Below are 25631 nucleotides of genomic sequence, written 5' to 3'. Positions count from 1 at the left end.
AAGGACCACGTGGACACCACTGAACTGCTTCGGATCGCCGCCAAAGGCGCCGATGACAAGCTCGGCACCGATATCGTCGCCCTCGACGTCAGCTCCACCCTCTACATCACCGACGCCTTCCTCATCGTGTCCGCGGAGAACGAACGGCAGGTCGGTGCGATCGTCGACGGCGTCGAGGAGGCGCTGCTCAAGCAGGCCGGACGCAAACCCCTGCGGCGGGAGGGACGCGGCACCGGTGACTGGGTGCTCCTCGACTACGGCGACATCGTCGTCCACGTCTTCTCCACCGAACAGCGCGAGTACTACGCGCTCGAGCGCCTGTGGAAGGACGTTCCCGTCATCGACGTGACGATCGACGAGACTGCCGATGACGACGACTCGGCCGACGACGCTGCACCTGTCGACACCGAGTCCGACGGTCCTGCCGCCGGCAGCGAGACTCGATGACGAAGACCGTCATCGTCTGGCGGCACGGACAGACGGACTTCAACCTGCAGCGGCGCTTCCAGGGACAGTCCGACATTCCGCTCAACGCCGTCGGACTCGATCAGGCCGAACGGGCCGCCGCGGTCCTCGCCGCCCGCAGCCCCGAACTCATCGTCTCCTCCGACCTGCTCCGCGCAGCGGTCACCGCCGACACCCTCGCCGACCGGCTGGGGACGAGCGTTGACCGCGATCCGCGACTGCGGGAGATGGCCTTCGGCGAGTGGGAGGGCCTGACCCGCGAGGAGATCGCTGCAGTCTGGCCCGAGGAGCTCCACAAGTGGGTCTCCGGCGGTGACCCGAAGCCGCCCGGGGGCGAGACCCGCAGCGAGTCCTCGCTGCGGGTGGCCCGCGCCATCACCGACATCGTCACGACCTCGGACGCGGAGACGATCGCCATCGTCGCCCACGGGGCGGTGCTGCGCGGTGCCGCAGAGATCCTCCTCGAGATGACCGGATCCGGAAGACTCGCCGTCCTCGCGAACTGCGGGCACGGCGAATTCGGCTTCACCGGCGACACGTGGGTGCTGCGCAACTGGGGCGAAGCCCCCGACTGATCACCGTCGCCTCGCGTTCACATCCCGGATGAGGCCGACGAGAGCGTCGGCCGACTCCGACCACGCGAACCTCTGCGACTGCACCTGCCCGGCCGCGGCAGCCCGGGCCCAGGCGGCGGGCACGGTGAGTCTTCCGACCGCCTCGGCGATCGAGGCGGGATCGTCCTCGTCGAAGAACTCCGCCGCATCCCCGGCGATCTCATGGAAGATCGGGATGTCGGAGACCGCGACGGGCACGCCCTTGGCCATCGCCTCGATGACGGGCAGCCCGAAGCCCTCGGCGCGGGAGGCCGTGACGAGTGCTGTCGCCTCCTCGAGCAGCTGGGCGTACTCCTCATCGCTGACCCCGCGGTGGAAGACGACCCGCGCACGGTCGGGGATGAGCGCCCGCAGCGCCGCCTCCCGCCGCCCTTCGATCCGGCTCGCGATGTGCAGCGTCCACCCGGGCAGGTGCGCCAGGGCGCGGATGAGGGTTTCGACGTTCTTGTACGGCATGAACGAGCCCATGTAGACCAGGGACTTCGCCCCCGAGTGATCGACCGATCGGGGTGCGGCGACGGTGACCTCGGCGGCGTTGGAGACGACGGTCACCGGTTTCGTCGTCAGATGCTCCTCGGCGATGAGGGCCTTCGTCGTCTCACTCACCGCGGCGATCGCATCCGCCCGGTTGAGCAGCAGTCGCTGCGGGGCATAGCTGAGATGGTAGAGCCGCCACAGCAGCCGCACCGGGGCCGGCAGGTCGGCCGGCGGGAGCGGATGGGAGTAGTAGATGAGGTCGTGGACGGTGAGGATGAGCCCGTAGCGGCGACCGGTCGAGCCCATGACCTGCATCGTCGAGAACACGACATCGGCGCCGAGGTCGTTGAGCCGTTTCGCGATGCCCACCTCGGCGGGGGAGAGCGGGGAGCTGAGCTTGACCCACGGGCATTCGGGGAGGAGAGCGAGCTGGTCCTCGTCGCTGATGATCGCGGTGACCTCGATGTCCGTGCCCGCGGTCGCCTCGAGGAGGGCTTCGAGCAGGCACGAACCGTACCGGGAGATCCCGTCATGATGGGTCGTTCGGGTGAAGCGCGCGTCGAAGAAGACCCTGATTCGGTCGGGGGCCTGTGGAACGCGTGGGTTTTTGCTCATGGAACTCCGAGTCGATAGTCTGAACATTCGAAAGTGAGCGTTCGCCGCGACGAAGGGCCAGTGAGTGAAGGAACCAGCACCTGCGTCCGAAGCCCTGAGGCTCCGGTCATGATCCTAACGATTATCGCACTCGCCGCCCTCGTCGTCCTCACCCCGCTCCTCACCCGCCTCATGGGTCGAGCCACCGGATGGCCGCTGGCCGCCGCCTACCTCGCCGTCGCCGCCCTCTTCACTCCCACCGCCGCCGAGGTGATGGCCGGGTCGACGCCGGAGGAGACCGTCTCATGGGTGCCGAGCCTCGGCGTCGATCTCGCCCTGCGCGCCGACGGCATCGGCGTGATCTTCACATACATCGCCCTCGTCATCGGCGCCGTCGTCTTCGTCTATTCGACCGGATACCTGCCCAAGGGCCGCAATACGAGCTTCTACTGGCTCATGGTGATCTTCACGTTCTCGATGGTCGCCCTCGTGCTCAGCAACAACCTCATCGTCCTCTTCATCTGCTGGGAACTGACGTCGCTGGCCTCGTTCTTCCTCATCGCCCGCTCCGGGTCGCCCGGGCAGGCACCGTCCCTGCGCACCCTGTTCATCACCTTCATCGGCGGCCTCACGCTGCTGGTCGCCGTGGGACTGACGATCGCGGTGACCGGCACGACGAACCTCAACGAGGCGCTGCTCTCCGGAGCGTGGGCCGCGCAGCCGGCGGCCGCCACCCTCGTCGCCGTTCTCGTCGCGATCGCCGGCATGACGAAGTCCGCGCAGTTCCCGTTCCATTCGTGGCTGCCCGACGCGATGGCCGCGGCCACCCCCGTCTCGGCCTACCTCCACGCCGCGGCCGTCGTCAAGGCCGGCGTCTTCCTCATGCTCCGGTTCTCCCCGGCCTTCCATGCGACCCCGGCCTGGAACATCCTCCTCATCACCTCGGGTCTCATCACCGCGTGCATCGGCGGCTGGTTCGCGCTCAATCAGCACGACGTCAAGAAGCTCATGGCGTACTCGACGGTCTCCCAGCTCGGCCTCATCACCGCCGTCATCGGCGTCGGCACCGAAGCCGCGATCGCCGCGGCGGCCCTCCACATCATCGCCCACGCGCTCTTCAAGTCGGGCCTGTTCATGATGGTCGGCGTCGTCGACCACCTCGCCGGGACCCGCGAACTCACCCGCATCCCGCGTCTCATGGGTCCGGCCCCGACAGCCTTCGTCGTCATGATCCTCGGCTGCGCCTCGATGGCTGGGATCCCGCCGCTGCTCGGCTTCGTGTCGAAGGAGTCGCTGTTCACCGCGCTCGTCGAATCCGGCGGTGCCGGGTGGATGCTCTTCGTCATCGCCGTCGCCGCCTCGGTGCTCACCTTCGCCTACTGTGCGAAGACGGTGTGGGGCGCGTTCATCGACGGCAAACCGGTGACGAAGTCCGAACTCGAGCACTCCTCACCGATCATGCTCGCCGCCGCGGCCCTGCCGATCGTCGCCTCCCTCCCGCTCAGCCTCGTCCTCTACCTCTTCGACACCCCGCTCACCGCCGTGGTCGCCGCGGCGCTTCCCGGTGAGGTCGAACCCGTCCACGTGAAGTTCTGGCACGGGTTCACCCCCGAGCTCATCGCCTCGGGCCTCATCATCGCCATCGGCATCGTCATCATCATCAACCGCTCCCGCGTCTTCGTCTTCTTCCACCGCGCCCGGCTCAGCTTCGACGGCGCCGACGTCATCGCCGGCATCGCCGACGGCCTCCAGCGCCTCGGGCGCGGCCTCGGCATCGTCGTGCGCCCGATGAACTCGACGCCCTACCTGGCGACGACGCTCGGCGGCCTCGCGCTCATCACGTTCCTCTCCGTGCCTGCGGTCTACCCGAGCCTGCCGCCGCTCCAGGAGAACCTGTGGCGGCCAGTGGACATCATCCTCCTCGTACTCATCACCGTCGCCGTCCTCGTCGTGTGCACCTCGCACTCGCGTCTGACCACGGTCGTCGCGCTCTCGGCCATCGGCATCCTCGCGACCGTGCAGATCCTCGCCCTCGGCGCGCCCGACGTCACCCTCACCCAGCTGCTCGTCGAGGCGATGACGATCATCGTCATCATGCTCGTCCTCCAGAAGCTGCCCCGGTCGTTCTGGCGGTACTCGAAGCGCCTGCAGTCGAGCCGGGCGATCTTCGCGATCCTCGTCGGCATCGCCGTCACCGTGCTCACCCTCATGCTCAACGGACGGCGTGAGCGCTCCGACCTCGGTCTCTACTACATCGAACAGGCCCCGGAGATCAGCGGCGGCCACAACATCGTCAACACGATCCTCGTCGAGTTCCGTGCGCTCGATACGCTCGGCGAGCTCACTGTGCTCGGCATGGCCGGCATCGCGATCGTCGCCGTGATGTCGACGGTCAAGGACCGCTACATCGACCCGCCGGCGGAGAACATCCCGGAACCGCCGAGGCGGGCGTGGGTGACGGTGCGCCCGAAGGGCACGAGCGCCTACCGCGGCGTCCACGAGGCGTGGCCCAACGTCATCCCGCTGCAGCTGACGATCAAGGTGCTCGGACCGCTGCTCATCATCGCCTCGCTGATGATCTTCTGGCGCGGCCACAACGAACCCGGCGGCGGCTTCATCGCCGCGCTCGTCGGCTCCGCCGTTATCGGCCTGCTCTACATGTCGACGGCCAAGGACCGTGCCATCGGACCCCCACGGGCGCCCCTCTACCTCATCGGCCTCGGCATCGGCATCGCCGTGGTCACCGGCCTGCTCGGGCTGATCTTCGCCGGATCCTTCCTCGAGCCGCTGCACACCTACATCCTCGGGCAGCGCTTCACGACCTCGATGCTCTTCGACGTCGGCGTCTACCTCGCCGTCCTCGGCCTCATCCTCCTCTCCTTCAACATCCTCGGCGTCTCCGACTCCGCGGCCACCCCGGCCGGTGACGACGTCCTCACCGACGGCATCATCCGCCGTGACGTCGAACTCACGCGTGAGCGCGCCGATGAGCTCCTCTACGGTGAGCTGCGCGGACCGCTCGAGTCGATCAGGGGCGAGCGGCCCGGCCGCGGAGAGAAGATCGCCGGTCGCGGCTCCGAGGAGAAGGCCAAGGCCTCGACGACGCACATCCTCGACGGTGATGCACCGCTCGACCGCGGTGAAGCCCCGACCACGAAGGAGGGGGATCCGCGATGATCCTTGCCCTGACGATCGGCGTGCTCACCGCCGGCGGTGTCTACCTCATGATGCAGCGGTCCATGGTCCGCGGCGTCTTCGGCCTCACCCTGATCTCGCACGCCGCGAACTTCATCCTGCTGTCCGCCGGAGTCGGGGCCTGGCGCGTCGAGCCGCTGGCCGAACGCGGTGACCAGACCATGGCCGCCGACCCGCTGCCGCAGGCGTTCGTCCTCACCGCGATCGTCATCACGCTCGCGGTGACGATCTTCATGCTCGCCCTCGCCGTGCTCGGCCACGACGACGACCAGAAGCGCGCTCCGGAGACCGGGGAGGTCCGCGAATCGTGAATTCCTCCCTCCTGCTCCTCCTCGTCGCGATCCCGCTGCTCGCCTCGGCGCTCAGCGTGCTCATCACCTCCCGCACCTTCGACCGCATCCTGCTCTTCGCCGTGCCCTCCTTCGTCGGGGCCGCGGCGATCGGGCTGCTCATCCTCCACCGCACGGAACCGGTCGTCGCCCATTCCGTCGGCGGCTACATCCCGGGACTGGCGATCCCGTTCGTCTCGGACACGTTCACCGCCCTCATGCTGCTCCTGACGTCGCTGACGTCCCTGGTCAGCTGCATCTTCCTCGTGAGCACGGGGGAGGACCAGTACCGGTTCGTCCCGGCGCTCATCCTCATGATGCTCACCGGCGTCTACGGGGCGATCCTCACCGGCGACCTCTTCAACTTCTTCGTCTTCGTCGAGGTCATGGTGCTGCCGGCCTATGCGCTCATCGCGGTCACGGGAACGTGGCGCCGCCTCGGCGTGGGGCGGATGTTCGTCATGGTCAACCTGCTCACCTCGACCCTGCTGCTCATCGGCGTCGGCTTCGTCTACGGTGCCCTCGGCACCGTCAACCTCGCCGTGCTCGCCTCCCTCGGCACCCCGACGGGACAGGGGGCGCTCGCGCTCGGGATCGTCCTCTTCGCCCTGCTCGTCAAGGCCGGCGGCGCCCCGTTCCACGGCTGGTTGGCCCGCAGCTACCCGAACACCTCGGCGGGGATGATGTCGCTCTTCGCCGGTCTCCACTCGAAGGTCGCCCTCTACGCGATCTACCGCATCTGCACGACCGTCTACGGTGAGCCCCCGGCCTGGGCCAACGCGATCGTCGCGATCGCCGTCGTCAGCATCCTCGTCGGCTCCCTCTCCGGCTTCGGACAGAACCGGGTGCGCAACGTCCTCGCGTTCCAGATGACCTCCGGCGTCGGCCACATCCTCCTCGGCGTCGCCCTGCTCACCGCCCAGGCTCTGGCCGCCGGTGCCTTCTACATGGTCCACCACATGATCACGATGGCCGGCCTCCTCCTCGTCATGGGCGCGGTCGAGCAGACCTACGGCACCGGGTCGTTCAAGAAGCTCTCCGGTCTGGCCAGTCGGGAGAAGTGGGCGGCGGTGCTCATGGTCCTCGGTCTCTTCTCCCTCATCGGCCTGCCCCCGACTTCGGGCATGTGGGGGAAGATCGGCCTGATCTCCGCGGCCACCGCCGTCGAGGGCGCCGCCGGCTGGTGGCTCGTCTCCGCGATCGTCATCGGCTCGCTCATCTCCATGCTCGCCCTGCAGAACACGTGGCGCAACACGTTCTGGGGCGCCCCGATGCAGTCGTACCGCCCGGATTCCGCGGAGACCGGACGCGCCGCCTCGGTGGCGATCACCGATGATGTGCGCATCCCCGGTCGGCTGCTCGTGCCGGCGACGATCCTCATCGCGCTGTCCGTGGCGATCTTCGTCTGGCCGGAACCCCTGCTCGAGATCACCGGGCGGGCCGCGGCGGGACTGCTCGACCACACCGAATACATCGAGGCGGTGATCGGACGATGAGGCGCATCCTCCACGGCATCTCCTACGTCCTCTACATTCTCTGGGCGATCATCACGGGATCGGCGACGGTCGTCGGCCACCTCTTCCGCGTCGGCCGGCCCTACGCCCACCCGATGATCGTCGAGGTGCCCCTGCGCTGCCGCACCGACCTCGAGGTCACCCTCTTCGCCTCGTCGATCACGATCACCCCGGGCACGCTCGTCACCGCGATCGCCGCAGGCACCGCGACCACCCCGCCGGTGTTCTTCGTCCACTGCCTCTTCGAGGACTCCGAGGAGGACGCACTGGCCGGTCTCTACGACATGGAGTCGCGCCTGCTCGCGATGACCCGGGGCCGGGCGCCGCAGTCCTCGGCCTCGGACGTCGCCGAGGTGGAGGCCGCATGGGTCGACCCCGGCCCCCACAACCCGTCCGCCGAAGAGGAGAGGAGAGGGCGATGACCGTCATCGTCGCCATCTGTGCGATCATTCTCGCCGCCGCGATCGTCGTCGGCCTCATCCGCGTGCTCACCGCCCGCGATCTGGGGTCCCGCGCGGTCGTCAGCGATCTCATCTACTTCTGTGCGATCGGAATCCTGACGATGATCGCGATCGGCGTGTCATCCTCGATCGTCCTCGACGTCATCTTCCTCGCCTCGATGGTCGGCATCCTGGCGACGATCGCCCTGTCCCGGATCCTCACGAGGGGGCACCGCTGATGTCGGACACCGTCGCCACCGTTCTCGTCGGGATCTTCGGCATCACCGGGTCCCTGCTCATGCTCGCCTCGGCGCTGGCGATGTTCCGGGTCAAGGACGCGCTCTCCCGGATCAACGTGTTCTCCCCGGCCACCGGCCTAGGCATGCCGCTCATCGTCGTCGCCGCCTACATCCACACGCTCCACACCGAGGGCTTCAGGGTGATGACGCTGTTCATCGCGATCATCGCCATCCTCTGCCTCATCATCGTCTCCTCGGTCGCGAGCAACACGCTGTCGCGGGCGAGTGTGCTGTCCGGGCAGCCGATCTACCGCAAGACCTCCCCGAACCGTCTGGCCCAGCCCCCGGAGGGCATCGAGGACCCGGCTGCGTGAGACAGCGCGGCGAGGATTCGCGGCACTCTGAGGATTAAGTAAGGCTTTCCTTATGCTACGCTGAGCGAGCCGTGCCCCGCGGCGCTCCCCAGGACCAGAAAGCCGCCCCATGTTCCAGACATTCCTCATCGGCCTGCGCGAAGGCCTCGAGGCCGCTCTCATCGTGAGCATCCTCATCGGCTACCTCGGCAGGATCGGCCGGACCCGTGAGGTCAGGGCGATGTGGTGGGGGATCGCTGCGGCGATCCTCGTGTCCCTCGGCTTCGGGGCGCTGCTTACCTTCGGTCCCTCGACGCTGACGTTCGAGGCCCAGGAGTTCATCGGCGGGACCCTGTCGATCGTCGCCGTCGGCTTCGTCACGTGGATGATCTTCTGGATGGCGCGGACGGCGAAGAGCCTCGGCGGGGAGCTGCGGGCGGCGGCGGACAAGGCCCTCGACGGTCCCGTCATCGGGCTCGTCACCCTCGGCGCCTTCTCCGTCGGCCGGGAAGGGCTGGAGACCGCGCTCTTCCTCTGGGCCGCCACCCGCGCGAACGCCACCGGCACCACCTCGGCGCTCGGCCTCACGGCGGCCGCGATCGCCGGCATCGCCATCGCCGTCGTCCTCGCGTGGCTCATCGCCAAGGGTCTGCTCAGACTCAACCTCTCGGCGTTCTTCCGCTATTCGGGGGCGTTCCTCATCCTCGTCGCCGCCGGCGTCCTCGCCTACGGGTTCCACGACCTCCAGGAGGCCGGAGTCGTCCCAGGTCTCCACGCCCTGGCCTTCGACGTTTCCGACGCCGTGCCGCCGACGAGCTGGTACGGGGTCCTGCTCAAGGGCATCTTCAACTTCTCCCCGGCGACGACGTGGGTCGAGTTCACCGTGTGGTGGCTCTACGTCATCGTCGTCGGCGCGCTCTTCATCCGCAGCCTCCGCGCCTCCCCGGCACCGGCAGCGCGACCGGCCGCCCGCGGCGTCACCGCCGCCTGAGCCCGCGCTGTCACCGGCGCCCCATCCTGACCCCATCTCTGCCGGCTCCCCGGCGACCGCCTCGGCGGACCTTCCTCTGCCTCTTCGCAGGCCAACGAACAAAGGACCGATATGACCACTCTCTGGCCCCGTCTCGCCATCGGCCTCGCCGTCGGCGGTGCACTCGTGCTCACCGGTTGCGAACCCAATGACTCAGGCGACGGCACGATCGCGGTGACGAGCACCGACGACTCGTGCGACGTCGCCGCCCAGGAGGCCCCGGCGGGCACTCTGAAGTTCTCCGTGACGAACGACGGATCGAAGGTCACGGAGTTCTACCTCCTCGGCGAGGACGGCCTGCGCATCATCGGCGAGGTCGAGAACATCGCGCCCGGACTCGAGCGCACCCTCACGGTCACCGCCCCGGAGGGCAAGTACTTCACGGCGTGCAAGCCGGGCATGGTCGGTGACGGGCTGCGCGGGGACTTCACGGTGACGAAGGGCACCGGGGACCAGAGCGTGAGCGCCGAGGACTCGCAGCTCGCAGAGCAGGCGACGACGCAGTACGCGGCGTATGTGAAGGATCAGACGGAGCAGCTGCTCACCGGCACCGAGGAGTTCGCGAAGGCGTACAAGGACGGCGACGACGACAAGGCGCGGACTCTTTACGCCCAGGTGCGCACGAACTGGGAGCGCATCGAACCCGTCGCCGAATCCTTCGGCGACCTCGACCCCAAGCTCGACCTGCGTGAGGCCGACCTCGAGGAGGGACAGGAGTGGACCGGCTGGCACCGCATCGAGAAGGACCTGTGGCCGCCCAAGGACGGATACACGGCACTGAGCGATGCTGACCGGACGAAGTACGCCGACCTCCTCGTCTCCGACACGCAGGTCCTCTATGACCGGACCCGAGACATCAGCTTCACCCCCGACCAGCTCTCCAATGGGGCCAAGGAGCTCCTCGACGAGGTGGCCACCGGCAAGGTCACCGGTGAGGAGGAGACCTGGTCGCACACCGACCTGTGGGACTTCCAGGCCAACGTCGACGGCGCGCGGGTCGCGTACGAGAACCTCCAGCCGCTGCTGGCCACGCGCGACAAGGAGCTCGACGCGACGCTCAAGACGCGTTTCGCCGACCTCCAGGCCCTCCTCGACGAGCACCGCAAGGGCGACGGGTTCGTCCTCTACACCGAGTTGAGCGAGGACGAGGTCAAGACCCTGTCCGATTCCGTCAATGCGCTCTCCGAGCCGCTCTCCCAGCTCACCGACAAAGTGGTGGGCTGATGGCGGACCGGCCGGGTGTGTCGCGGAGGGCGATGTTCGGCATCGGGGCGGGTGCCGTCGCGGCCGGTGCCGCGGCCGGGTACTTCGCGCATGATCCGATCGCCGAGGCGGTCGGGGCCGATTCCGATGTCGTCGACTTCTACGGCGCGCACCAGGCCGGGATCGTCACCGAGGCCCAGGACCGCATGTGCTTCGCCGCGATCAACGTCCTCACCGACGACCGTGCGGAGCTCGTCGACCTCCTCAAGACGTGGACGGCAGCGGCGGCCAATCTCAGTCAGGGGCTGCCGGTCGTCGAGGGCGGCGTCGCCGACGGCTCTCGGTACGCCCCGCCCGAGGACACGGGGGAGGCGCAGGGGCTGAGCGCCGGACACCTCACGGTGACGATCGGGTTCGGCCGCAGCCTCTTCACCGATGCCGAGGGGAAGGACCGCTTCGGCATCGAGAAGAAACTGCCGGCCGGGCTCATCGACCTGCCGCACTTTCCCGGAGATCAGCTCGACGAGGCGCGCGTCGGCGGGGATCTGTGCATCCAAGCGTGCGCCGATGATCCGCAGGTCGCCGTCCATGCGGTGCGCAACCTCATCCGGATGGGCTTCGGCATCGTCTCGACGAAGTGGATGCAGCTGGGCTTCGGTCGCACGGCGTCGACGTCACCGGCCCAGGAGACCCCGCGCAACCTCTTCGGGTTCAAGGACGGCACTGCGAACATCCGCACCGACGAGGACACCGCGCTCAACGAGCATGTGTGGGTCCGTGACGGCTCATGGCTCGACGGCGGCAGCTATCTCGTCGCCCGGCGCATCCGCATGCACATCGAGACGTGGGATCGGGAGAGCCTCGACGGGCAGGAGCAGATCTTCGGCCGCACGAAGATGACCGGTGCGCCGCTGTCCGGCGGCGAGGAGTTCACGGCTCCTGATTTCGCGATGGCCGGGGCCGGCAACCAGCCGATCATCCCGGTGTCCTCACACGTTCATCTCGCGCATCCGAAGCAGAACGGCGGGGTGCGGATCCTGCGCCGCGGATACAACTACGCCGACGGAGCGGATGCGCGCGGCAACCTCGACGCGGGTCTGTTCTTCATCGCCTTCGTCGCCGATCCCGCCCGCGACTATGTGCCGATGCAGAACCGGCTCGCGTCCCAGGATGCGCTGAGCGAATACCTGCTCCACACGGGGTCGGGGCTCTTCGCGATCCCGCCGGGTGTGAGCAGGGGCGGCTGGATCGGGGAAACGCTCTTCGGGTGAGCGCGTTCAGTCGCGGCCGGTCGTGCGCATCGTGATGTTGATCCTGCCGCCGCCGAGGTCGGTCAGCCGCGCCGATTCCGGGGCGGTGTCCGGGTGGATCTTCGTCACACCGTGGTAGGCGAAGCGGGCCGGGCCGCCGAAGACGAAGGCGTCGCCTGAGGCGAGCCGGATGTCCTCGTACGGCTTGTTCCGCGTCTCGGTGTTGCCGAATCGGAAGGTGCACGTGTCGCCGAGGGAGAGGGAGACGACCGGGGCCGGATCGTGTTCGTCCTTGTCCTGGTGCATTCCCATCTTCGCCGCCTCGTCGTAGTAGTTGATGAGGGCGACGTCGGGGGAGTAGTGCGCGGGGTCGAACCCCCACGCCGCGGCCGCCCCGGCAGGGTGGTCGGGGTCGGCGTCGACCGCCTCGGTGGCGGCGGTGAGGATCTGGCGTCCGAGCCGTGTCATCCAGTCGGGGAACGGCGGGACGCGCTGCCGGTTGACGTCGACGGCTTCACGGTCGTAGCGGCCCGGCCGCCAGTGCCACCCGAGTCCGATCGTCGTCACGCTCATCGGGTGTCCCATGATCGTCGTCGAGTGCGGTGGGACCGGGCCGGAGCGCCACTGGGCGTACTGGCGGACGATCCATGCCTGCCCGGCATCGTCGAGGAAGCCGGGCAGCCACACGGCCCCGGGCGCGATCACCCGGGGGCCGCGGTCGAAGGCGTCGTCGGCGAAGAGGGCGGGCACAGACGCCTCAGAGGTCGGTGAGCGGAACCGTTTCGTCGGCGAGGCGGGAGGCGTCGACCTGCGTGCCGACGATCGTGCGCAGGTCATCGTTGACGTCCCAGACGTTGACGTTCATTGCGGCGGTGACGGTGCCGTCCTTGGTCCAGAACGCGATGAACTCGCCGGAGTCCTTGTCGCCGCGGATGACGACGTCGTCGTCTCCTGAGCCGTGGCCGACGTATTCCATGCCGAGGTCGAACTGGTCGGTGTAGAAGTACGGTTCCCAGTCGTAGACCTTGCTGCCGCCGGTGAGCGTCGAGGCGGCGACATCGGCCTGGCGCACCGCGTTGTCCCAGTGCTCGACGCGGATCCGGGAGTCGAGCCGGGTGTTGAAGGCGTTGGCGATGTCGCCGATGGCGAGCACACTCGGTTCGCTCGAGCGCATCTTCTCGTCGACCGGAACGCCGTTGTCGATGTCGAGGCCGGCCGCCTCGGCGAGTTCGATCGTCGGATCCGCGCCGATGCCGACGACGACGAGATCAGCGGGCAGGTCGCCTTTCGTCGTCTGCACGGTGTCGACGGAGTCCTCGCCGGCGAAGCCCGTGGTGTCGGCGTCGGCGAGGAACTTCACGCCGTTCTTCGTCTGCAGATCCTCGAAGTACTGGCCCAGCTCGTCGCCGAGGACCTTCTTCAGCGGGGGAGCGTCGCGGAGGACGACGGTAACGTCGGAGCCGTGCGTGCGGGCGGCAGCGGCGACCTCGAGACCGATCCAGCCGCCGCCGATGATGACGACCTTCCTGCCCTCGCCGAACTGCGAGCGGATGGCCACGGCGTCACCGGCAGTGCGCAGGGTGTGCACGTTGGCGAGTTCCTGACCGGGAACCTCGAGGGTGCGCGGAGTCGAACCGGTGGAGAGGATCGCCTGAGCATAGGTGAGCTCCTCGCCGGAGGCCAAAGTGACCGTGTTGGCGGAGGTGTCGAGCTTCGTCACGGTGTCGCCGAAGAACGTCGTGACGTCATGGGCCGGGTACCACTCCGCGCCGCGCAGTGCGGAGTCCGCGGGGTCGGTGTCCTCGAGCATGACCTTCTTCGACAGATCAGGACGGTAGTACGGCGGAAGGGGATCGGTGCCCACCAGGGCGATGGTGCCGGCGAAGCCGTCATTGCGCAGGGCCTCAACCACCTGACCTCCGCCGATTCCCGCACCGATGACGACGATTCCGAATTCCTGGGCCATGCTCGCTCCTTGCTCTATCGGGGTCCTTGTCACAGACTCTACTGTCGGAATCCCGAGTCAACCACTCCCGGTTTTGTGCTTCCTGGGTGCTCGGGTCTAGAGTAGTGCGGTGTCAGGGGCTATAGCTCAGTTGGTAGAGCGCTTCGTTCGCAATGAAGAGGTCAGGGGTTCAATTCCCCTTAGCTCCACCCTGTCGGAGGCGCCGCGTGATCGCGGCGCCTTTCGCTTTCCCACTCAGTGAAGTCAGACGGCACCGGGGCAGCGATTGTCGCGCGCTGAGTCTTTCAAACCCACCTGTCATCGACGACATCGGCGAAACTGCAGATCTCGGCTCGCAGGCGATCGACGATGGCATCCCCTTCAGCCTGACTTCGCTGGTGACTCTCTTCGGACTTCCAACCGTCGAACGGGTCGAAGTGACTGTTCCAGTAGGAATTCCAATCTCGTATGTCCTTGCTCAACGAGTCAGACAGGCCGAGGTCCTCGGGATAGAGGGCGTAGTTCGCTGATCCGTTCTCCCAAAGGACGGTCCTCCCATAGTCGGGGAAGAATCTGATCGTGCGCCTTGGCTGCCCGCTGGACTGATCGGATTGAGAGCTGTCGTCGGCTGCCATAAAGCCTTGCCTCCTCAGTGCTGCGAAATCGTGGTGCACATGGCCTCGTCGGTCAGGGCCGGTGTGACGATCCCTTGCTTTCGAGGCAAACACGCACGCAGGCAAATCGTCAACCGCCGCGGCGTAATCCTCCTTGTCTCCTCCCTGTTGTGGTGGCGCGGCGTGATCGCGGCGCTTTTCCCATTCCCGTAGCGGCGAGGTGGCGGCAATTCCAGCGTGCGAGCATCGGAACTGCACCTGGGTCGAGATGCCTCGAACGATGAGGTGGAATTGACGATGTTTCAGGGGTTCGATTCCGCCGAGGTGGCGATCTCTTTCGGCTCACCGTGTCGACCGCGACCGACGAGAACGGCGACGCCGACCGCAGCCGTCCAGACGGTGAGCGTGTCGAAGGAGAGACGCTCGGCGATCCCGAAGCTCAGACCCGGCAGCGCGGCACCTCCGACTGCGCTGGGGACGCGGCAACCGGAGACACGGTCCGCGTTCATCGTAGGACGATCACCGGTGATGCGAGGCGAGCGGCGGGAAAGTCATGACCCCGCGACGCGCATGCCCTCCCCATCTCCGGGGGCGAGCACGATGTCGAAGCGCGTCTCGGCCCACCCTCTGCCACCGACGTCATGTCCGTCCGGTGTCGGGGTGCCGGGCTCATGATGGGAGAAGTCCATGATGAGCGACTCCTTGACCCCGAAGACGCTGTCACCGATCTCCAGCTGCTCATCACCGCGGACGAAGATGTGCGTGACGAGCGTCCGGAACCCCGGTGCCGTGACCATGAAGTGCAGGTGGCTCGCGCGCATCGGCGAGCGTCCGGTCGCTGCGAGCATCGCCCCGACGGGTCCGTCATCGGGGATCGGGTACGGCGTGGGAAACAGGCCCCAGAACCGGTAGGTGCCGGAATCGTCGGAGAACAGATGCGCACGGGCAGCCGTCCTCTCGTCGTCGTACTGGACGTCGTAGAAGCCGTCCTCATCGGCCTCCCACACTTCGATGCGCGCCCCGGGGATCGGGTTGCCCTCAGTGTCCGTGACCGACCCCTCAACGAGGCACGGTTCGCCGAGTGCCCCGAACGCCATGTCCTCTCCGCGGGCGATCTCCGGGGCATCGTCGACGAAGAACGGTCCGAAGACCGTCGCCTCGGTGGCATTCGCATGCTCGGGGTTGTTCATGCCCACAACCTGCATCGACGCCCCGAGCGTGTCCGAGAGGAGCACGAACTCCTGCCTCGTCTCGGTCGTGATGTGCCCGGCATCGGTGAGGAAGCGGATGCCGGCGTTCCACTCCGCCTCGGTGAGGCGCACTTCCCGGAGGAAGGCGTGCAGATGTCGGGTGAGGGCCTCCATGACGGATTTCAGGCGGGCGTCGTCGGTGCCGGCGAACGACGCGATGACCTCATCGACGAGTCCCTGTTCGCGCGCCGACTGCTCGGGGGAGATGTCGCTCATGCTGCTGCCCGCACGATCATGCCCGAGAGGATCGTATCGAGGCGCGTGGTGAGCTCGGCGGCATCACCGGCGACGAAGGCGACGTAGAAGTCCGGGCGCATGAGGAGATGGCGGGCACCGTGCTCACTCATCCACGTCGCATACGTGCCGTCGAGATCGATGACCTCGGCACCGCTGTCGGGACCGCCGACCGTCAGCTGCCGACCCCCGACCCGCTCGAGGTCGGCGGCCAGGCCAGGATCGAGGTCACCGGCCGCCTCAGGAGTCGAGAGGAGGAACCAGCCGTGGCCGACGGCATCGTCGAAGCGGCCGGTCCGCCCCTGATGGGCGACTCGGCCCTGGATGCCCGTCTTGCCCGCGGTGCCGTCCTCGGCGACCCAGGTGCCGGGGCCGAGGATCGTCTCATGCGCCGGCAGCGGGCCGACCTTCGACTGCTCGGCGTGTTCGGCGAGCATGCGCGCGTCCCGGGCGGCCGCCTCGGCGGGATCGGTGATGCAGATGATCTTGCCGAGATCGACGGAGAACTCGATGTACCACTTCGCCTGATCGCGCCGCTCGTCGGACCAGGCGTCGAGGAGGTTCCCGTCGGCGAGCCCCTGGAGCACGAGATCGAGGCGCCACGCGAGATTGACGACATCACGCAGCCCCGCGCACATGCCCTCACCGGCGAACGGCGGCATGAGATGGGCGGCATCGCCGACGAGCATCGTCCGCCCGTGATGCCACTTCTCGAGGTACTTCGCCTCGAACCGGGGGAGGGCCAGGCGCTCGAGCGAGGCGTTGTCGGGACGGATGTCCCACGGCTCGAGGAGCTTCCACGCCGCCTCCGGGGTGAGCATCTCCTGGAGATCGTCGTCGGGCAGCATCATGAACTCCCACCGGCGCCTGCCCGGCCCACCCGGGACGACCGTCGTCGGCCGCACGGGATCGCAGACCTGGAAGTGGTGAGTCCTGTACGAGGGCATGACCTCGGGTTTCGTGTCGACGATGAGCCAGTGGAAGAGGAATCCGAGATCCGTCAACTCCGCCCCGACCGACTCCCGGAGGAACGAATTCGCCCCATCCGCCCCGATCGCATACCGCGCCCGGATCCGACCGGACTCCCCGCCCTCGGCGTATTCGACGGTGCGAAGACCGGGGACTGTCTCCCGGAAGTCGAGGGTGACGCCGTCCTCGTCCTGAGCGAAGGCGACGGTGTCGCGTCCGAAATGGAGGGTGACGTTGGGCAGGGTCTGGGCGATGACGCGCAGCCGGTCCTCGAGTTCGGGCTGGCTGAACCAGTACCGCTTGCGGAACCCGTTGTCCTCCTTGCCCAACCAGTCGATCTCCATGAGGATCTCGCCGTCCCCGTTGAGCCAGTAGTAGTGGTCGTCGTGGAAGTCGATCGCCGGGTCGTTGTCGGGATCGATCCCGATCATCGCGAGCACACGGGCGATCTCATGATCGAACGTCACCGCACGCGGGCGTCCGTACTGCGTGTGCCACCGGTCAAGGGCGTGAACGCGGTAGCCCTGGCGGCCGAGGAGGATCGTGGCGAGGAGGCCGACGGGGCCGAGGCCATTGATGACGACATCGGCGGTGTGTTCGACGGTGGGGGCGGATGCGGGGGTCATGTCTCACTCCTATGTGAACATATGTTCATCGTTGAACTTATGTTCATTATGGAGATGGGGTGAGGGGCCGTCAAGGGTTCGCGCGCGGATTCCGCCTGGGAGTTCTCCTCTCGCGCCGAGGCTGTCGCCCGTTCCCGTCTCCTCCGACCTCGCGCGCCTGCTGGCCGAGGCGCGGCCTGAGCAGGCACAATCGTGTCCATGGCAGAATCTCCTGACCGGCGAGCCCGCAAGGCCGAGGCAACTCGTCGTCGCATCCTCGACGCCGCGCGCGACGTCATCGCCACCGGCGGGCCGGAGGCGCTGACGATTCGGGCTGTGTCGAGCGGTGCCGACATCGCCGTCGGGACGTTCTACAACTACTTCACCTCCGTCGAGCAGCTCACCGATGAGGTCGTCTTCGATCTCGTCGAGACCTTCGGCCAGCGCCTTGATGCGCTGACCGGGGACTTCGACGATGCCGCCGAGGTCTATGCGGTGTCTCTGCGACACCTGGCGACGACGGCGATCTCCGATCCGGTGTGGGGGTGGCTGCTCGTCCGGCTCGGTCTCGCCCATGCAGGTCTGCTCGACGTGCTGGGTCCGCGTGCCAATCGCGACATCCAGAAGGGCGTCGACAGCGGTCGCTTCGACATCGATGATGTCGCTTTGGCCGGGGCGATGACCTTCGGGGCGCTGCTCTCGGCGATGCGCCTGCGCCTTGAACGCGGGGGATCCGATGAAGTCGTCGCCACCTACACCCAGTACCTGCTGCGGATGGTGGGGATCTCACGTGAGGAGGCGCGCGACCTCGCCCGGCGACCGCTGCCGCCTCTGCCGCCGCTCGAGGCATCCGACGGGACCGGGAGTCCAGCCGTACCTGAGTGACCGGGCGCGGCACTCAAGCAGTGCGGGCCGGCTCCCGTGGCGACCGTTCTATCCGTTCCCGGTCGTCGTGTCGAACTGCGCCCACGAACCCAGAGGCATCTCGACCATGGCGTACCGATCGATATCGCGTTCGGAGACCCGGCCGAGACGCAGGAGTTGGTCGAGCACGTACGCTCGAGCGTCATAGCGCCACTTGTCTTCCGGGGAGAGAGTGTTTCGATCGAGGCGTGAGTGGGGGTGCGTCCGTTGCATCCTGACCAGCAGCGCGATGGAGACGATGCCTGAGAGGACGACGGCGACAGCGAGCCAGGACAGCCATGCGGGCGACAATCCGTCAGCGAGCAGCAGTCCGGCTGCCGCTGCGGTGATGACGACGGCGAGCGCGGTGACCCGAAGGCTGCCCCGGTCCCGCCGGCCTGCCTCAGACGTCAGTGTCGGAATGAGCATCCCGATACCGGCGACGATGAATGCACCGCCGGTGATCGTCGCGAACCACGATGGCGCCTCGGGGAGCTGGGTGGCCCAGGCGACGAGGCCGATGGTGGCAAGCGCGGGGAGCACGTAGACCGCCAGCAGAATCGCCCCCAGCGCTGCGGCGTTCATCGGATGCCGCATCTCGTCCGCCCGAGCGGCGTCGTCAGGGGACACCGGCAGGGACAGGATCTGAGCCTCGATATCACCCCAGGAGACAGGCCGGTCGTTCGGAGCGGACCTGGCGATCTCCTTCAGGTCCCGCGTGCTGTCTGCCACGTGTTCTCTCCCCTCGTCGGCGTGGTGGGTTCCGTCAGTGAGCTCAACGGCGGCCAAAACTCCACCTGGTCTTTGCCGACCATGCGTGGTGACGGATCGTATCACGGCCGTGAGTGCAGGGATCGAAGCCGGCGCAGTCTGCAGAGATCCGTCATCGCGGACCCGGGGACGCACGTCGGATCCCTGTGGTCGATCCGATTGTGCTGGGAGTCCGAATACTCACCGGTAACACCGTGACGCCGGAATCGACTAGCCTGACGACTGACCTGTCCACGACGCTGACTAATTCACCCAGAGGAGTCCGATGAGACTGAGACCTGCACTGATGACCGGCCTGCTCGGATTCGCCGGGGCCATGCACTTCATCCGACCGCGGACATTCGACTCGATCGTCCCGCCTGCCCTCGGCAATCGGCGGGCGTGGACCTATGCGAGCGGGGTCGCCGAACTCGGCTGCGCCGCCCTGCTCGCCACCCCGGGCACACGACGCCTCGGAGGGGCCGCCTCGGCGGCACTCATGGTCGCCGTCTACCCGGCCAACCTCTACACCGTGGTCAAGTACTGGCGCTCACCCCGCGGGCGGGCGATCGCGCTCGCGCGACTGCCGCTGCAGATTCCCCTCGTGCAGATGTCGTGGGCGATCGCCACCGACAGGGGCGCGCAGGACTGACCTCCGGGCGGTGCGCCGATCGGCGGTCATTGGTAGCCTGGGGACAGCGAGTGCCCGTGTGCCTGGCCCGTCCGGGCAGACGTCAGCAGGCATCGTGAGGGCGGCCCAAGGGGTTCCCATGTCTCAGCGCCACCACCTCGTCAGCCTCTGGCTCATCTTCTTCATCAACGGCTCGGTCATGGCCAGCTGGTCGCCGCGCATTCCCGAGGTCGCAGCCGCCCTCGACGTGGGTGACGCGGCATTGGGCATCGCTCTGCTCGGCTTCGCCGCCGGAGCCATCCCGGCGATGTTGTGTGCCGGTCACCTGACCCGCTGGGTGTCGCCCGAACTCGTCAGCCTCCTCTCTGCGACGGGGTTCTCCCTCGGCCTGCCGATGATCGCCGCGGCACCGAACCTCGTTGCGCTCTTCGCAGCTCTCTTCGGCATGGGGATCGCCGGGGGCCTGTGCGACATCACGATGAACCTCACAGGGGTGCGCATTGAGCATCGACTGCGCTCGAGCGTGCTCGGACGCCTTCACGCCGGATTCAGTCTCGGGGTCGTGGCCGGGGGTGTCGGTGCACTTATCGCGACCGCCCTCGGTGCGAGCGTCGCCGGGCATTTCGCGGTCGTGGCAGCCGTGCTCGTTGTCCTCGCGGCAACTGGTGCTCCCGGTCTCATGCGCATCGGCCGACGGCGACCTGAGCGGGAGCGCGTGCCCGAAACCGCACGCTCTCCCGACGGTCCACGTTTCACCTCGCACCTCCCGGCGGCGATCGCCGTCATGGCCATCTGCGGACTGCTGCTCGAGGGCGTCATCACCGACTGGTCGGCGCTCCTGCTCACTCGCGACCTCGCCGCCACCGCAACGCAGGGTGCATTGGCGCTCACGCTGTTCTCCGTGGCCATGGTCGGATCACGAGCAGTCACCGACCTGCTCGTCGACCGCCTCGGCGAAACGGTGATCCTCTGCGCCGGGGCAGTGACGGCCGCGACGGCGATGACGATCGGAATGCTCAGCGCGGTGCCCGGGATTGTCGTGGGGTCGATCGTCGTCATTGGCTTGGCGATCGGTCCGGTGTTTCCGATCACCCTGAGCCGGGCCTCCCGGTTCGGTGATCCGGCGGCCTCGATCGCCCGCATCAGTGTGGTCGGCTACACCGCAGGTCTGATCGGTCCGCTGCTCATCGGCGTGATCTCCTCTGCTGTGGGCCTGCCGTGGACGGTCACCGGCGCGGTGCTCGCCGGTAGTCTCGGCATCCTCTTCGCTCTTCGTCCCGCGTCGCGTGGTGACGAGACCGGCACGGCGGCTTAGTCCTCCGAAATCGGCGAGGTGATCTCTTCAGCACTCGGCGCCGAGTCAGGGTCGAGCAGCCACTGGGCGGCTACGCCGATGAGCATCGCGTAGTGACGCGACCCGGCCTTTTCGTCGTCACCCCCGAATGCGCGTGCGAGCACGCTCCGTGCGGCATCGCCGCGCTCTTCGAGGCCTGCGCGAAAGGTGTCATTGTGCTGAGTCAGACTGATTGCTTCGAGGCGGGCGGTGTCAGGATAGAATCACGAGCTCCGCGGTTGATCGGGTCATCGCGACGTGGCGGTCGACGGCACCGGTGATGCCGTCACCGAATCGATCGGGGTCGACGAGGGCGACGAGTCGGAGTGCTCGACCGGGAGGGTGTCAGCGGAAGTCGATGAGCTTCCCGCTCTTCGACAGTTCCGGATCCGTGCAGGAGGACAGGTCGAAGCAGCACGGCCGGCGCTTGCCGTTCTCGAGCTTGTCGATGGCCACGCCGACGCGCTTGGCTCGCGTCGCGGGATTCTTCGTCGCCTTGATCCAGCGCACCCACTCCCACCGCGCCATCGGCGTCAGGCTCGCCCACGTCTCATCGAGATCGCCTGCATCCGCGAGCGCCGCGGCGAGATCCTCCGGCACGCTCACCTCGGGCCAGTCCTTCGTCGGAGTCAGCGTCACGGACACCGTCGCGCCGTCCTCGAGGCCCGCAACGTCATCGAGATTGAGCCAGTGACCGCGCATCCCATCAGGTTCGACAACCGTCGCGAACCGCGCGTCGCCGACGACCGCCTCGGCGGCGACCTGACCCCGTGAGGGAAGCTCCGCACTCGCATCGGGACTCAGCCGGATGATCGTGCGATCACCGAGCGTCGACACCTCTCCGGCGAACTCGATCGGTGCGGTCTGCGTCGCTGCCATGTCTCTCCTCACGGGACCAGGGTCCGACTGTTCGGATCCCCTCAACTGCTCTCGTTCCAGGATACTCGCGGGCTGCTGAGCAGGCTTCTCGATTCCTGACCGGTGTGCTCATCACCCTCTGTGACCGGGGCCGGGGAGGCGACAGGCGGGGCAGCGAGCAGGATTGACTTTTCCTGAACAGTGTTCAATGATCGTGGCCATGCCGTCTTTCACCACCATCGCCGATCGCGCCTGCTCCGGTTCGCCGGCCACACCTGACGAGGCTCTGGCCATCCTGCAGTCTTCCGACGACGACCTCCTCGACGTCGTCGCGGCAGCCGCGCGGGTCCGCCGCCAACACTTCGGCGACGCGGTCAAGGTCAACTATCTCGTCAACCTCAAATCGGGACTGTGCCCGGAGGACTGCGGCTACTGCTCCCAACGACTGGGGTCGGAATCGGAGATCCTCAAGTACTCGTGGCTGCCCGGTGACGAAGCGCGCCGGCAGGCGGAGTTCGGTCTCGCCGGCGGTGCCTCCCGGGTGTGCCTCGTCGCCAGCGGCCGCGGCCCCTCGAACCGGGACGTCGAACGCGTGGCGTCGATGACCGAGGACATCAAAGCCCACAACCCCGAGGTCGAGGTCTGCGCGTGCCTCGGGTTCCTCAAAGGCGGCCAGGCCGAGCGCCTCCGGTCGGCTGGGGTCGACGCCTACAACCACAACCTCAACACCGCCGAGTCCAACTATTCCGAGATCTGCTCGACGCACACCTTCGCCGACCGCGTCGACACCGTCGAACAGGCCCGCGACGCGGGCCTCTCCCCATGTTCGGGACTCATCGTCGGCATGGGGGAGTCCCCGGAGCAGATCGTCGAGACGATCCTCGAACTGCGCCGCCTCGACGCCGACTCCATCCCCGTCAACTTCCTCATCCCGTTCGAGGGCACCCCGCTGGCAGGCACCCACGAACTCACTCCCCAGCACTGCCTGCGCATCCTCTGCGCAGTGCGGTTGATGTGCCCGGACAGCGAGCTGCGCATCGCCGGCGGCCGCGAGATGCACCTGCGCACTCTCCAGCCGCTCGCCCTCCACGTCGCCAACTCCCTGTTCCTCGGCGACTACCTCACGAGCGAGGGCCAGGACGCCGAGGCGGACCTCGACATGATCGTCGACGGCGGCTTCTCCATCGTCGGCGCCGACAGCGCAATGCAGCTGCGGGAGCAGGTGCGCGCAGCCAAGGCGGCTCGCACCGCGGCTCTTCTCCCCGAGGCCGCCCCGGCCGCCGCGAGCCTGCCGTGCGGGAAGCCGGCCCCGGCCTCCACCGCGACCGATGGGATCGTCGTCCCCACGATCCGCCGTCGCGGGGCGGGAACGGCCGCGGCTCCCAATGCGTGAGGCCACGACCGCCGCTGGTCTCCACGACCGCGAGCGCGGCCTGCTCTGGCACCCCTACGGCGCCCTCGCCGACGGTTCGCACTTCGCGGTCGCCGGTGCCCGCGGCCCCCGCGTCGACCTCGTCGGACGTGACGGGCGCAGCATCACCGCCCTCGACGGGATGAGCTCATGGTGGTCAGTCGTCCACGGGTACCGCAATCCTGCGATCGACCAGGCACTCGAGTCCCAGCTGCGGTCGTTCTCTCATGTCATGTTCGGCGGGCTCACCCACGAACCGGCCGTCGAACTCGCCGAGCGCCTCGTCGCCGTGACCCCGCCGGGTCTCGACCACGTCTTCCTCGCCGATTCCGGGTCGGTCTCAGTCGAGGTCGCACTCAAGACCGCCATCCAGTACCAGCGTGCCCAAGGCCGCGACCGCGGGCGCTTCCTCGCCCTGCGCGGGGCCTATCACGGCGACACCACCGGTGCGATGAGCGTGTGCGACCCGGTCGAGAGCATGCACGCAGACTTCCGGGCCGTGCTCAGCGAGCAGCTCTTCGCCCCGCGGCCCCCGCTGCCGGGTGCCCCCGATGCCGAGGTCGACGCGTGGTGCGCGGCCGTCGACGAGCTCTGCGACCGCCACGGTGACGAGCTCGCGGGCATCATCGTCGAACCCCTCTTCCAAGGCGCCGGCGGAATGCGGCCGTACGACGTCCACGCCCTCCGCCATCTCGCCGCCCGTGCCCGCGACCTCGACGCCGTGCTCATCGCCGACGAGATCGCCACCGGCTTCGGCCGCACCGGAACCGCGTTCGCCTGCGAGCAAGCCGGCATCGTTCCCGACATCCTCTGCCTCGGCAAGGCGCTGACCGGCGGGTACATGACCCTGGCGGCGGTGCTCTGTGCGCGCGACCTCGCCGAAGTGATCGCCGGATCACCCCACCGTGCCCTCATGCACGGGCCGACGTTCATGGCCAACCCCCTGGCCTGCGCTGCGGCGCGGGCGTCGCTCGATCTGCTCTTCGCTCCCACCCCCGACGGAACGCCTGCGTGGGCGACAGCCGTCACCCGGATCGGGGAGGGCCTCACCACGGGTCTCGCGCCGGCCGCGACCCTGCCCGGGGTCGCCGACGTCCGCGTCGTCGGCGGGATCGGCGTCCTTGAGATGCATCGCCCCGTCGACGTCGACACCGTCACCCGCATCGCGGCCGACCACGGTGTCTGGCTGCGCCCCTTCCGCACGCACATCTACACGATGCCGCCCTACATCGCCACGACCGAGGACGTCGCTGGGATCTGTGCGGCGATGCTCGCCGTCGCGGAGGGATGCTCGTGACCGCGCCGGTGCGTGAGGCGAACAGGATCCTCGACCGCCTCGACGCCGAGGCGCGAGCCCGTGCGGAGGCCCGCCTCGACCGCGTCGACGCCGGAGCACACGGTCTCGATCTCGCCTCGAACGATTACCTCGGACTCGCGAACCACCCGAGGGTGATCGCCGCCGGACGCGAGGCGATCGCCCGCTGGGGGACATCCGCGCGGGCCTCACGCCTCGTCACCGGCACCACCCCGGCCCACCATGAGGCCGAAGCGGCACTGTCGGCTCTCACCGGGCGGGACACGGCGCTCGTCTTCTCCTCGGGCTACACCGCGAACCTCGCCGTGCTCACCGCGCTGAGCGGACCCGACTGCCTCATCGTCTCCGACGCCCACAACCACGCCTCGCTCATCGACGCGTGTCGTCTCTCGAAGGCCGAGGTCGTGCGCACCCCGCACGGGGATGCCACGGCCGTCGAGGAGGCCCTGCGGCAGCGCACCCGACCCGAGGCGATCGTCGTCGAGTCCGTCTACTCGGTCCTCGGCGACGCTCCGGACCTTGCGGGTCTGCTCGAGCTCTGCGCTCGCTTCGATGCCCTGCTCGTCATCGACGAAGCCCACGGCATCGGCGTCGTCGGCGGTGGAGCGGGTGTGGCTGCCGCACTGGAGGACCACCGTGACCGTGTCGTCGTCACGGCGACCCTGTCGAAAGCCCTGGGAGCCCAAGGCGGAGCGGTGCTCGGTCCCGCTGCCGTCCGGGAGGCGCTGGTCAACACCGCCCGGACCTTCATCTTCGACACCGGACTCGCCCCGGCGGCAGCGGCCGCGGCCACCGCCGCGGTCCGGCTCATCGCGGCCGGTGAGGCACCGGTGGCGCAGCTGGCCGCCAACCGGCGAGCACTGACAACATCCCTCGGCATCGCCGAACCGGCCGGGGCTGTGGCCTCCGTGCCGATGTCCTCGGCCCGGGCGGCCGTCGCCGCGCGTGATGCACTGCGGGATCGCGGTCTGACCGTGGGGTGCTTTCGTCCGCCCTCGGTTCCCGACGGCGTCTCCCGCCTGCGCATCACCTGTCGCGGCGACCTCACCCCGTCCGACGTCGACACCGCCGCCGCGGCGATCGGCGCCGTCGTCGCGGAGATGGGCTGAC

Annotated in this window: 27 protein-coding genes and 1 tRNA gene; 18 read left to right on the top strand and 10 right to left on the bottom strand. The window is 68.1% G+C overall.

Features of this window, described 5'->3' with window-relative positions; all coding sequences use genetic code 11:
- Positions 1-9: 9 nt before the first annotated feature.
- Both rsfS and FFS20_RS07890 read left to right on the top strand, forming a co-directional pair.
- Positions 10-447: a ribosome silencing factor gene (gene rsfS, locus FFS20_RS07895; protein ID WP_137825313.1), complete on the top strand. Its 438-nt coding sequence runs from the start codon at positions 10-12 to the stop codon at positions 445-447.
- Positions 444-1040, top strand: coding sequence for a histidine phosphatase family protein (locus tag FFS20_RS07890; RefSeq protein WP_137825312.1), 597 nt, complete (start codon positions 444-446; stop codon positions 1038-1040). The genes rsfS and FFS20_RS07890 overlap by 4 nt, the downstream gene beginning before the upstream one ends.
- Here the strand turns inward: FFS20_RS07890 and FFS20_RS07885 are convergent, their stop codons facing one another.
- A complete protein-coding gene (locus FFS20_RS07885; RefSeq protein ID WP_249356728.1) occupies positions 1041-2171 on the bottom strand; it encodes a glycosyltransferase family 1 protein in 1131 nt (376 codons plus the stop codon).
- A gap of 108 nt (positions 2172-2279) precedes the next feature.
- Here FFS20_RS07885 and FFS20_RS07880 point away from each other — a divergent pair, with 108 nt between their 5' ends.
- The 9 genes from FFS20_RS07880 (at position 2280) to efeB (ending at position 11724) form a co-directional block, all read left to right on the top strand.
- On the top strand, positions 2280-5327 hold the full coding sequence (locus tag FFS20_RS07880; protein ID WP_137825311.1) for a DUF4040 family protein: 3048 nt from the start codon (positions 2280-2282) through the stop codon (positions 5325-5327).
- Positions 5324-5656, top strand: coding sequence for a cation:proton antiporter subunit C (locus tag FFS20_RS07875; protein WP_137825310.1), 333 nt, complete (start codon positions 5324-5326; stop codon positions 5654-5656). Before FFS20_RS07880 ends, FFS20_RS07875 begins: the two co-directional genes overlap by 4 nt.
- On the top strand, positions 5653-7170 hold the full coding sequence (locus tag FFS20_RS07870) for a proton-conducting transporter membrane subunit (RefSeq protein ID WP_137825309.1): 1518 nt from the start codon (positions 5653-5655) through the stop codon (positions 7168-7170). Before FFS20_RS07875 ends, FFS20_RS07870 begins: the two co-directional genes overlap by 4 nt.
- The gene (locus FFS20_RS07865) at positions 7167-7610 is read left to right on the top strand and encodes a Na+/H+ antiporter subunit E (protein ID WP_137825308.1); all 444 of its coding nucleotides are present in this window, start codon (positions 7167-7169) and stop codon (positions 7608-7610) included. The genes FFS20_RS07870 and FFS20_RS07865 overlap by 4 nt, the downstream gene beginning before the upstream one ends.
- Entirely contained in the window at positions 7607-7867 is a 261-nt protein-coding gene (locus FFS20_RS07860) for a monovalent cation/H+ antiporter complex subunit F (RefSeq protein WP_137825307.1), read from the top strand. The genes FFS20_RS07865 and FFS20_RS07860 overlap by 4 nt, the downstream gene beginning before the upstream one ends.
- Complete coding sequence (locus FFS20_RS07855; protein ID WP_137825306.1) at positions 7867-8241, top strand: monovalent cation/H(+) antiporter subunit G; 375 nt, start codon at positions 7867-7869, stop codon at positions 8239-8241. Before FFS20_RS07860 ends, FFS20_RS07855 begins: the two co-directional genes overlap by 1 nt.
- A 109-nt stretch (positions 8242-8350) precedes the next feature.
- On the top strand, positions 8351-9211 hold the full coding sequence (gene efeU / locus FFS20_RS07850) for an iron uptake transporter permease EfeU (protein ID WP_137825305.1): 861 nt from the start codon (positions 8351-8353) through the stop codon (positions 9209-9211).
- Between the two features lie 111 nt (positions 9212-9322).
- The gene (efeO, locus tag FFS20_RS07845) at positions 9323-10474 is read left to right on the top strand and encodes an iron uptake system protein EfeO (RefSeq protein WP_137825304.1); all 1152 of its coding nucleotides are present in this window, start codon (positions 9323-9325) and stop codon (positions 10472-10474) included.
- Entirely contained in the window at positions 10474-11724 is a 1251-nt protein-coding gene (gene efeB, locus FFS20_RS07840) for an iron uptake transporter deferrochelatase/peroxidase subunit (RefSeq protein WP_137825303.1), read from the top strand. Before efeO ends, efeB begins: the two co-directional genes overlap by 1 nt.
- Positions 11725-11730: 6 nt before the next feature.
- Here the strand turns inward: efeB and FFS20_RS07835 are convergent, their stop codons facing one another.
- Both FFS20_RS07835 and FFS20_RS07830 read right to left on the bottom strand, forming a co-directional pair.
- Entirely contained in the window at positions 11731-12453 is a 723-nt protein-coding gene (locus tag FFS20_RS07835) for an alpha-ketoglutarate-dependent dioxygenase AlkB (protein WP_212743302.1), read from the bottom strand.
- Between the two features lie 7 nt (positions 12454-12460).
- The gene (locus tag FFS20_RS07830) at positions 12461-13669 is read right to left on the bottom strand and encodes an FAD-dependent oxidoreductase (RefSeq protein WP_137825301.1); all 1209 of its coding nucleotides are present in this window, start codon (positions 13667-13669) and stop codon (positions 12461-12463) included.
- A 115-nt stretch (positions 13670-13784) separates the two neighbouring features.
- Between FFS20_RS07830 and FFS20_RS07825 the strand changes: the two genes are divergently transcribed.
- A tRNA-Ala gene (locus FFS20_RS07825) sits at positions 13785-13857 on the top strand.
- 96 nt (positions 13858-13953) lie between these two features.
- On the opposite strand, the gene FFS20_RS07820 is transcribed toward FFS20_RS07825, so the two are convergent.
- The 4 genes from FFS20_RS07820 to FFS20_RS07805 all read right to left on the bottom strand — a co-directional run bounded on the left by FFS20_RS07820 (position 13954) and on the right by FFS20_RS07805 (position 17341).
- On the bottom strand, positions 13954-14283 hold the full coding sequence (locus tag FFS20_RS07820; RefSeq protein ID WP_137825300.1) for a hypothetical protein: 330 nt from the start codon (positions 14281-14283) through the stop codon (positions 13954-13956).
- 281 nt (positions 14284-14564) lie between these two features.
- Positions 14565-14771: a hypothetical protein gene (locus tag FFS20_RS18090; RefSeq protein WP_212743301.1), complete on the bottom strand. Its 207-nt coding sequence runs from the start codon at positions 14769-14771 to the stop codon at positions 14565-14567.
- Between the two features lie 42 nt (positions 14772-14813).
- The gene (locus FFS20_RS07810; RefSeq protein WP_137825299.1) at positions 14814-15728 is read right to left on the bottom strand and encodes a dioxygenase; all 915 of its coding nucleotides are present in this window, start codon (positions 15726-15728) and stop codon (positions 14814-14816) included.
- On the bottom strand, positions 15725-17341 hold the full coding sequence (locus tag FFS20_RS07805; RefSeq protein WP_137825298.1) for a bifunctional 3-(3-hydroxy-phenyl)propionate/3-hydroxycinnamic acid hydroxylase: 1617 nt from the start codon (positions 17339-17341) through the stop codon (positions 15725-15727). The genes FFS20_RS07810 and FFS20_RS07805 overlap by 4 nt, the downstream gene beginning before the upstream one ends.
- 198 nt (positions 17342-17539) lie before the next feature.
- Between FFS20_RS07805 and FFS20_RS07800 the strand changes: the two genes are divergently transcribed.
- A complete protein-coding gene (locus FFS20_RS07800) occupies positions 17540-18205 on the top strand; it encodes a TetR/AcrR family transcriptional regulator (RefSeq protein WP_137825297.1) in 666 nt (221 codons plus the stop codon).
- 48 nt (positions 18206-18253) lie between these two features.
- Here FFS20_RS07800 and FFS20_RS07795 read toward each other — a convergent pair whose 3' ends face one another.
- Positions 18254-18955 carry a hypothetical protein gene (locus FFS20_RS07795; protein ID WP_137825296.1) on the bottom strand — a complete coding sequence of 234 codons (702 nt, stop codon included), beginning with the start codon at positions 18953-18955 and terminating at the stop codon, positions 18254-18256.
- 304 nt (positions 18956-19259) lie between these two features.
- Between FFS20_RS07795 and FFS20_RS07790 the strand changes: the two genes are divergently transcribed.
- Both FFS20_RS07790 and FFS20_RS07785 read left to right on the top strand, forming a co-directional pair.
- On the top strand, positions 19260-19625 hold the full coding sequence (locus tag FFS20_RS07790; RefSeq protein ID WP_249356727.1) for a hypothetical protein: 366 nt from the start codon (positions 19260-19262) through the stop codon (positions 19623-19625).
- A gap of 118 nt (positions 19626-19743) precedes the next feature.
- A complete protein-coding gene (locus tag FFS20_RS07785; RefSeq protein ID WP_137825295.1) occupies positions 19744-20919 on the top strand; it encodes an MFS transporter in 1176 nt (391 codons plus the stop codon).
- Here FFS20_RS07785 and FFS20_RS17910 read toward each other — a convergent pair.
- Together FFS20_RS17910 and FFS20_RS07775 are read right to left on the bottom strand one after the other, a co-directional pair.
- Entirely contained in the window at positions 20916-21062 is a 147-nt protein-coding gene (locus tag FFS20_RS17910) for a hypothetical protein (protein ID WP_171007027.1), read from the bottom strand. The genes FFS20_RS07785 and FFS20_RS17910 overlap by 4 nt on opposite strands.
- A 220-nt stretch (positions 21063-21282) precedes the next feature.
- A complete protein-coding gene (locus FFS20_RS07775) occupies positions 21283-21816 on the bottom strand; it encodes a YdeI/OmpD-associated family protein (RefSeq protein ID WP_137825294.1) in 534 nt (177 codons plus the stop codon).
- A 199-nt stretch (positions 21817-22015) separates the two neighbouring features.
- Here FFS20_RS07775 and bioB point away from each other — a divergent pair, with 199 nt between their 5' ends.
- Genes bioB through FFS20_RS07760 form a run of 3 tightly spaced genes read left to right on the top strand, consistent with a single transcriptional unit; the run spans position 22016 to position 25630 of the window.
- Positions 22016-23188: a biotin synthase BioB gene (bioB, locus tag FFS20_RS07770; RefSeq protein WP_137825293.1), complete on the top strand. Its 1173-nt coding sequence runs from the start codon at positions 22016-22018 to the stop codon at positions 23186-23188.
- Complete coding sequence (locus tag FFS20_RS07765; protein WP_212743300.1) at positions 23181-24503, top strand: adenosylmethionine--8-amino-7-oxononanoate transaminase; 1323 nt, start codon at positions 23181-23183, stop codon at positions 24501-24503. Before bioB ends, FFS20_RS07765 begins: the two co-directional genes overlap by 8 nt.
- Positions 24500-25630, top strand: a complete 1131-nt coding sequence (locus FFS20_RS07760; protein WP_249356726.1) for an 8-amino-7-oxononanoate synthase — start codon at positions 24500-24502, stop codon at positions 25628-25630. Before FFS20_RS07765 ends, FFS20_RS07760 begins: the two co-directional genes overlap by 4 nt.
- Position 25631: the final 1 nt, after the last annotated feature.

This window comes from Brevibacterium sp. 2SA, from assembly GCF_005502845.1.
Lineage (GTDB): Bacteria > Actinomycetota > Actinomycetes > Actinomycetales > Brevibacteriaceae > Brevibacterium.
The sequence above is the reverse complement of the archived record's forward strand: the minus strand, read 5'-3'. Positions and strand labels throughout refer to the sequence as shown.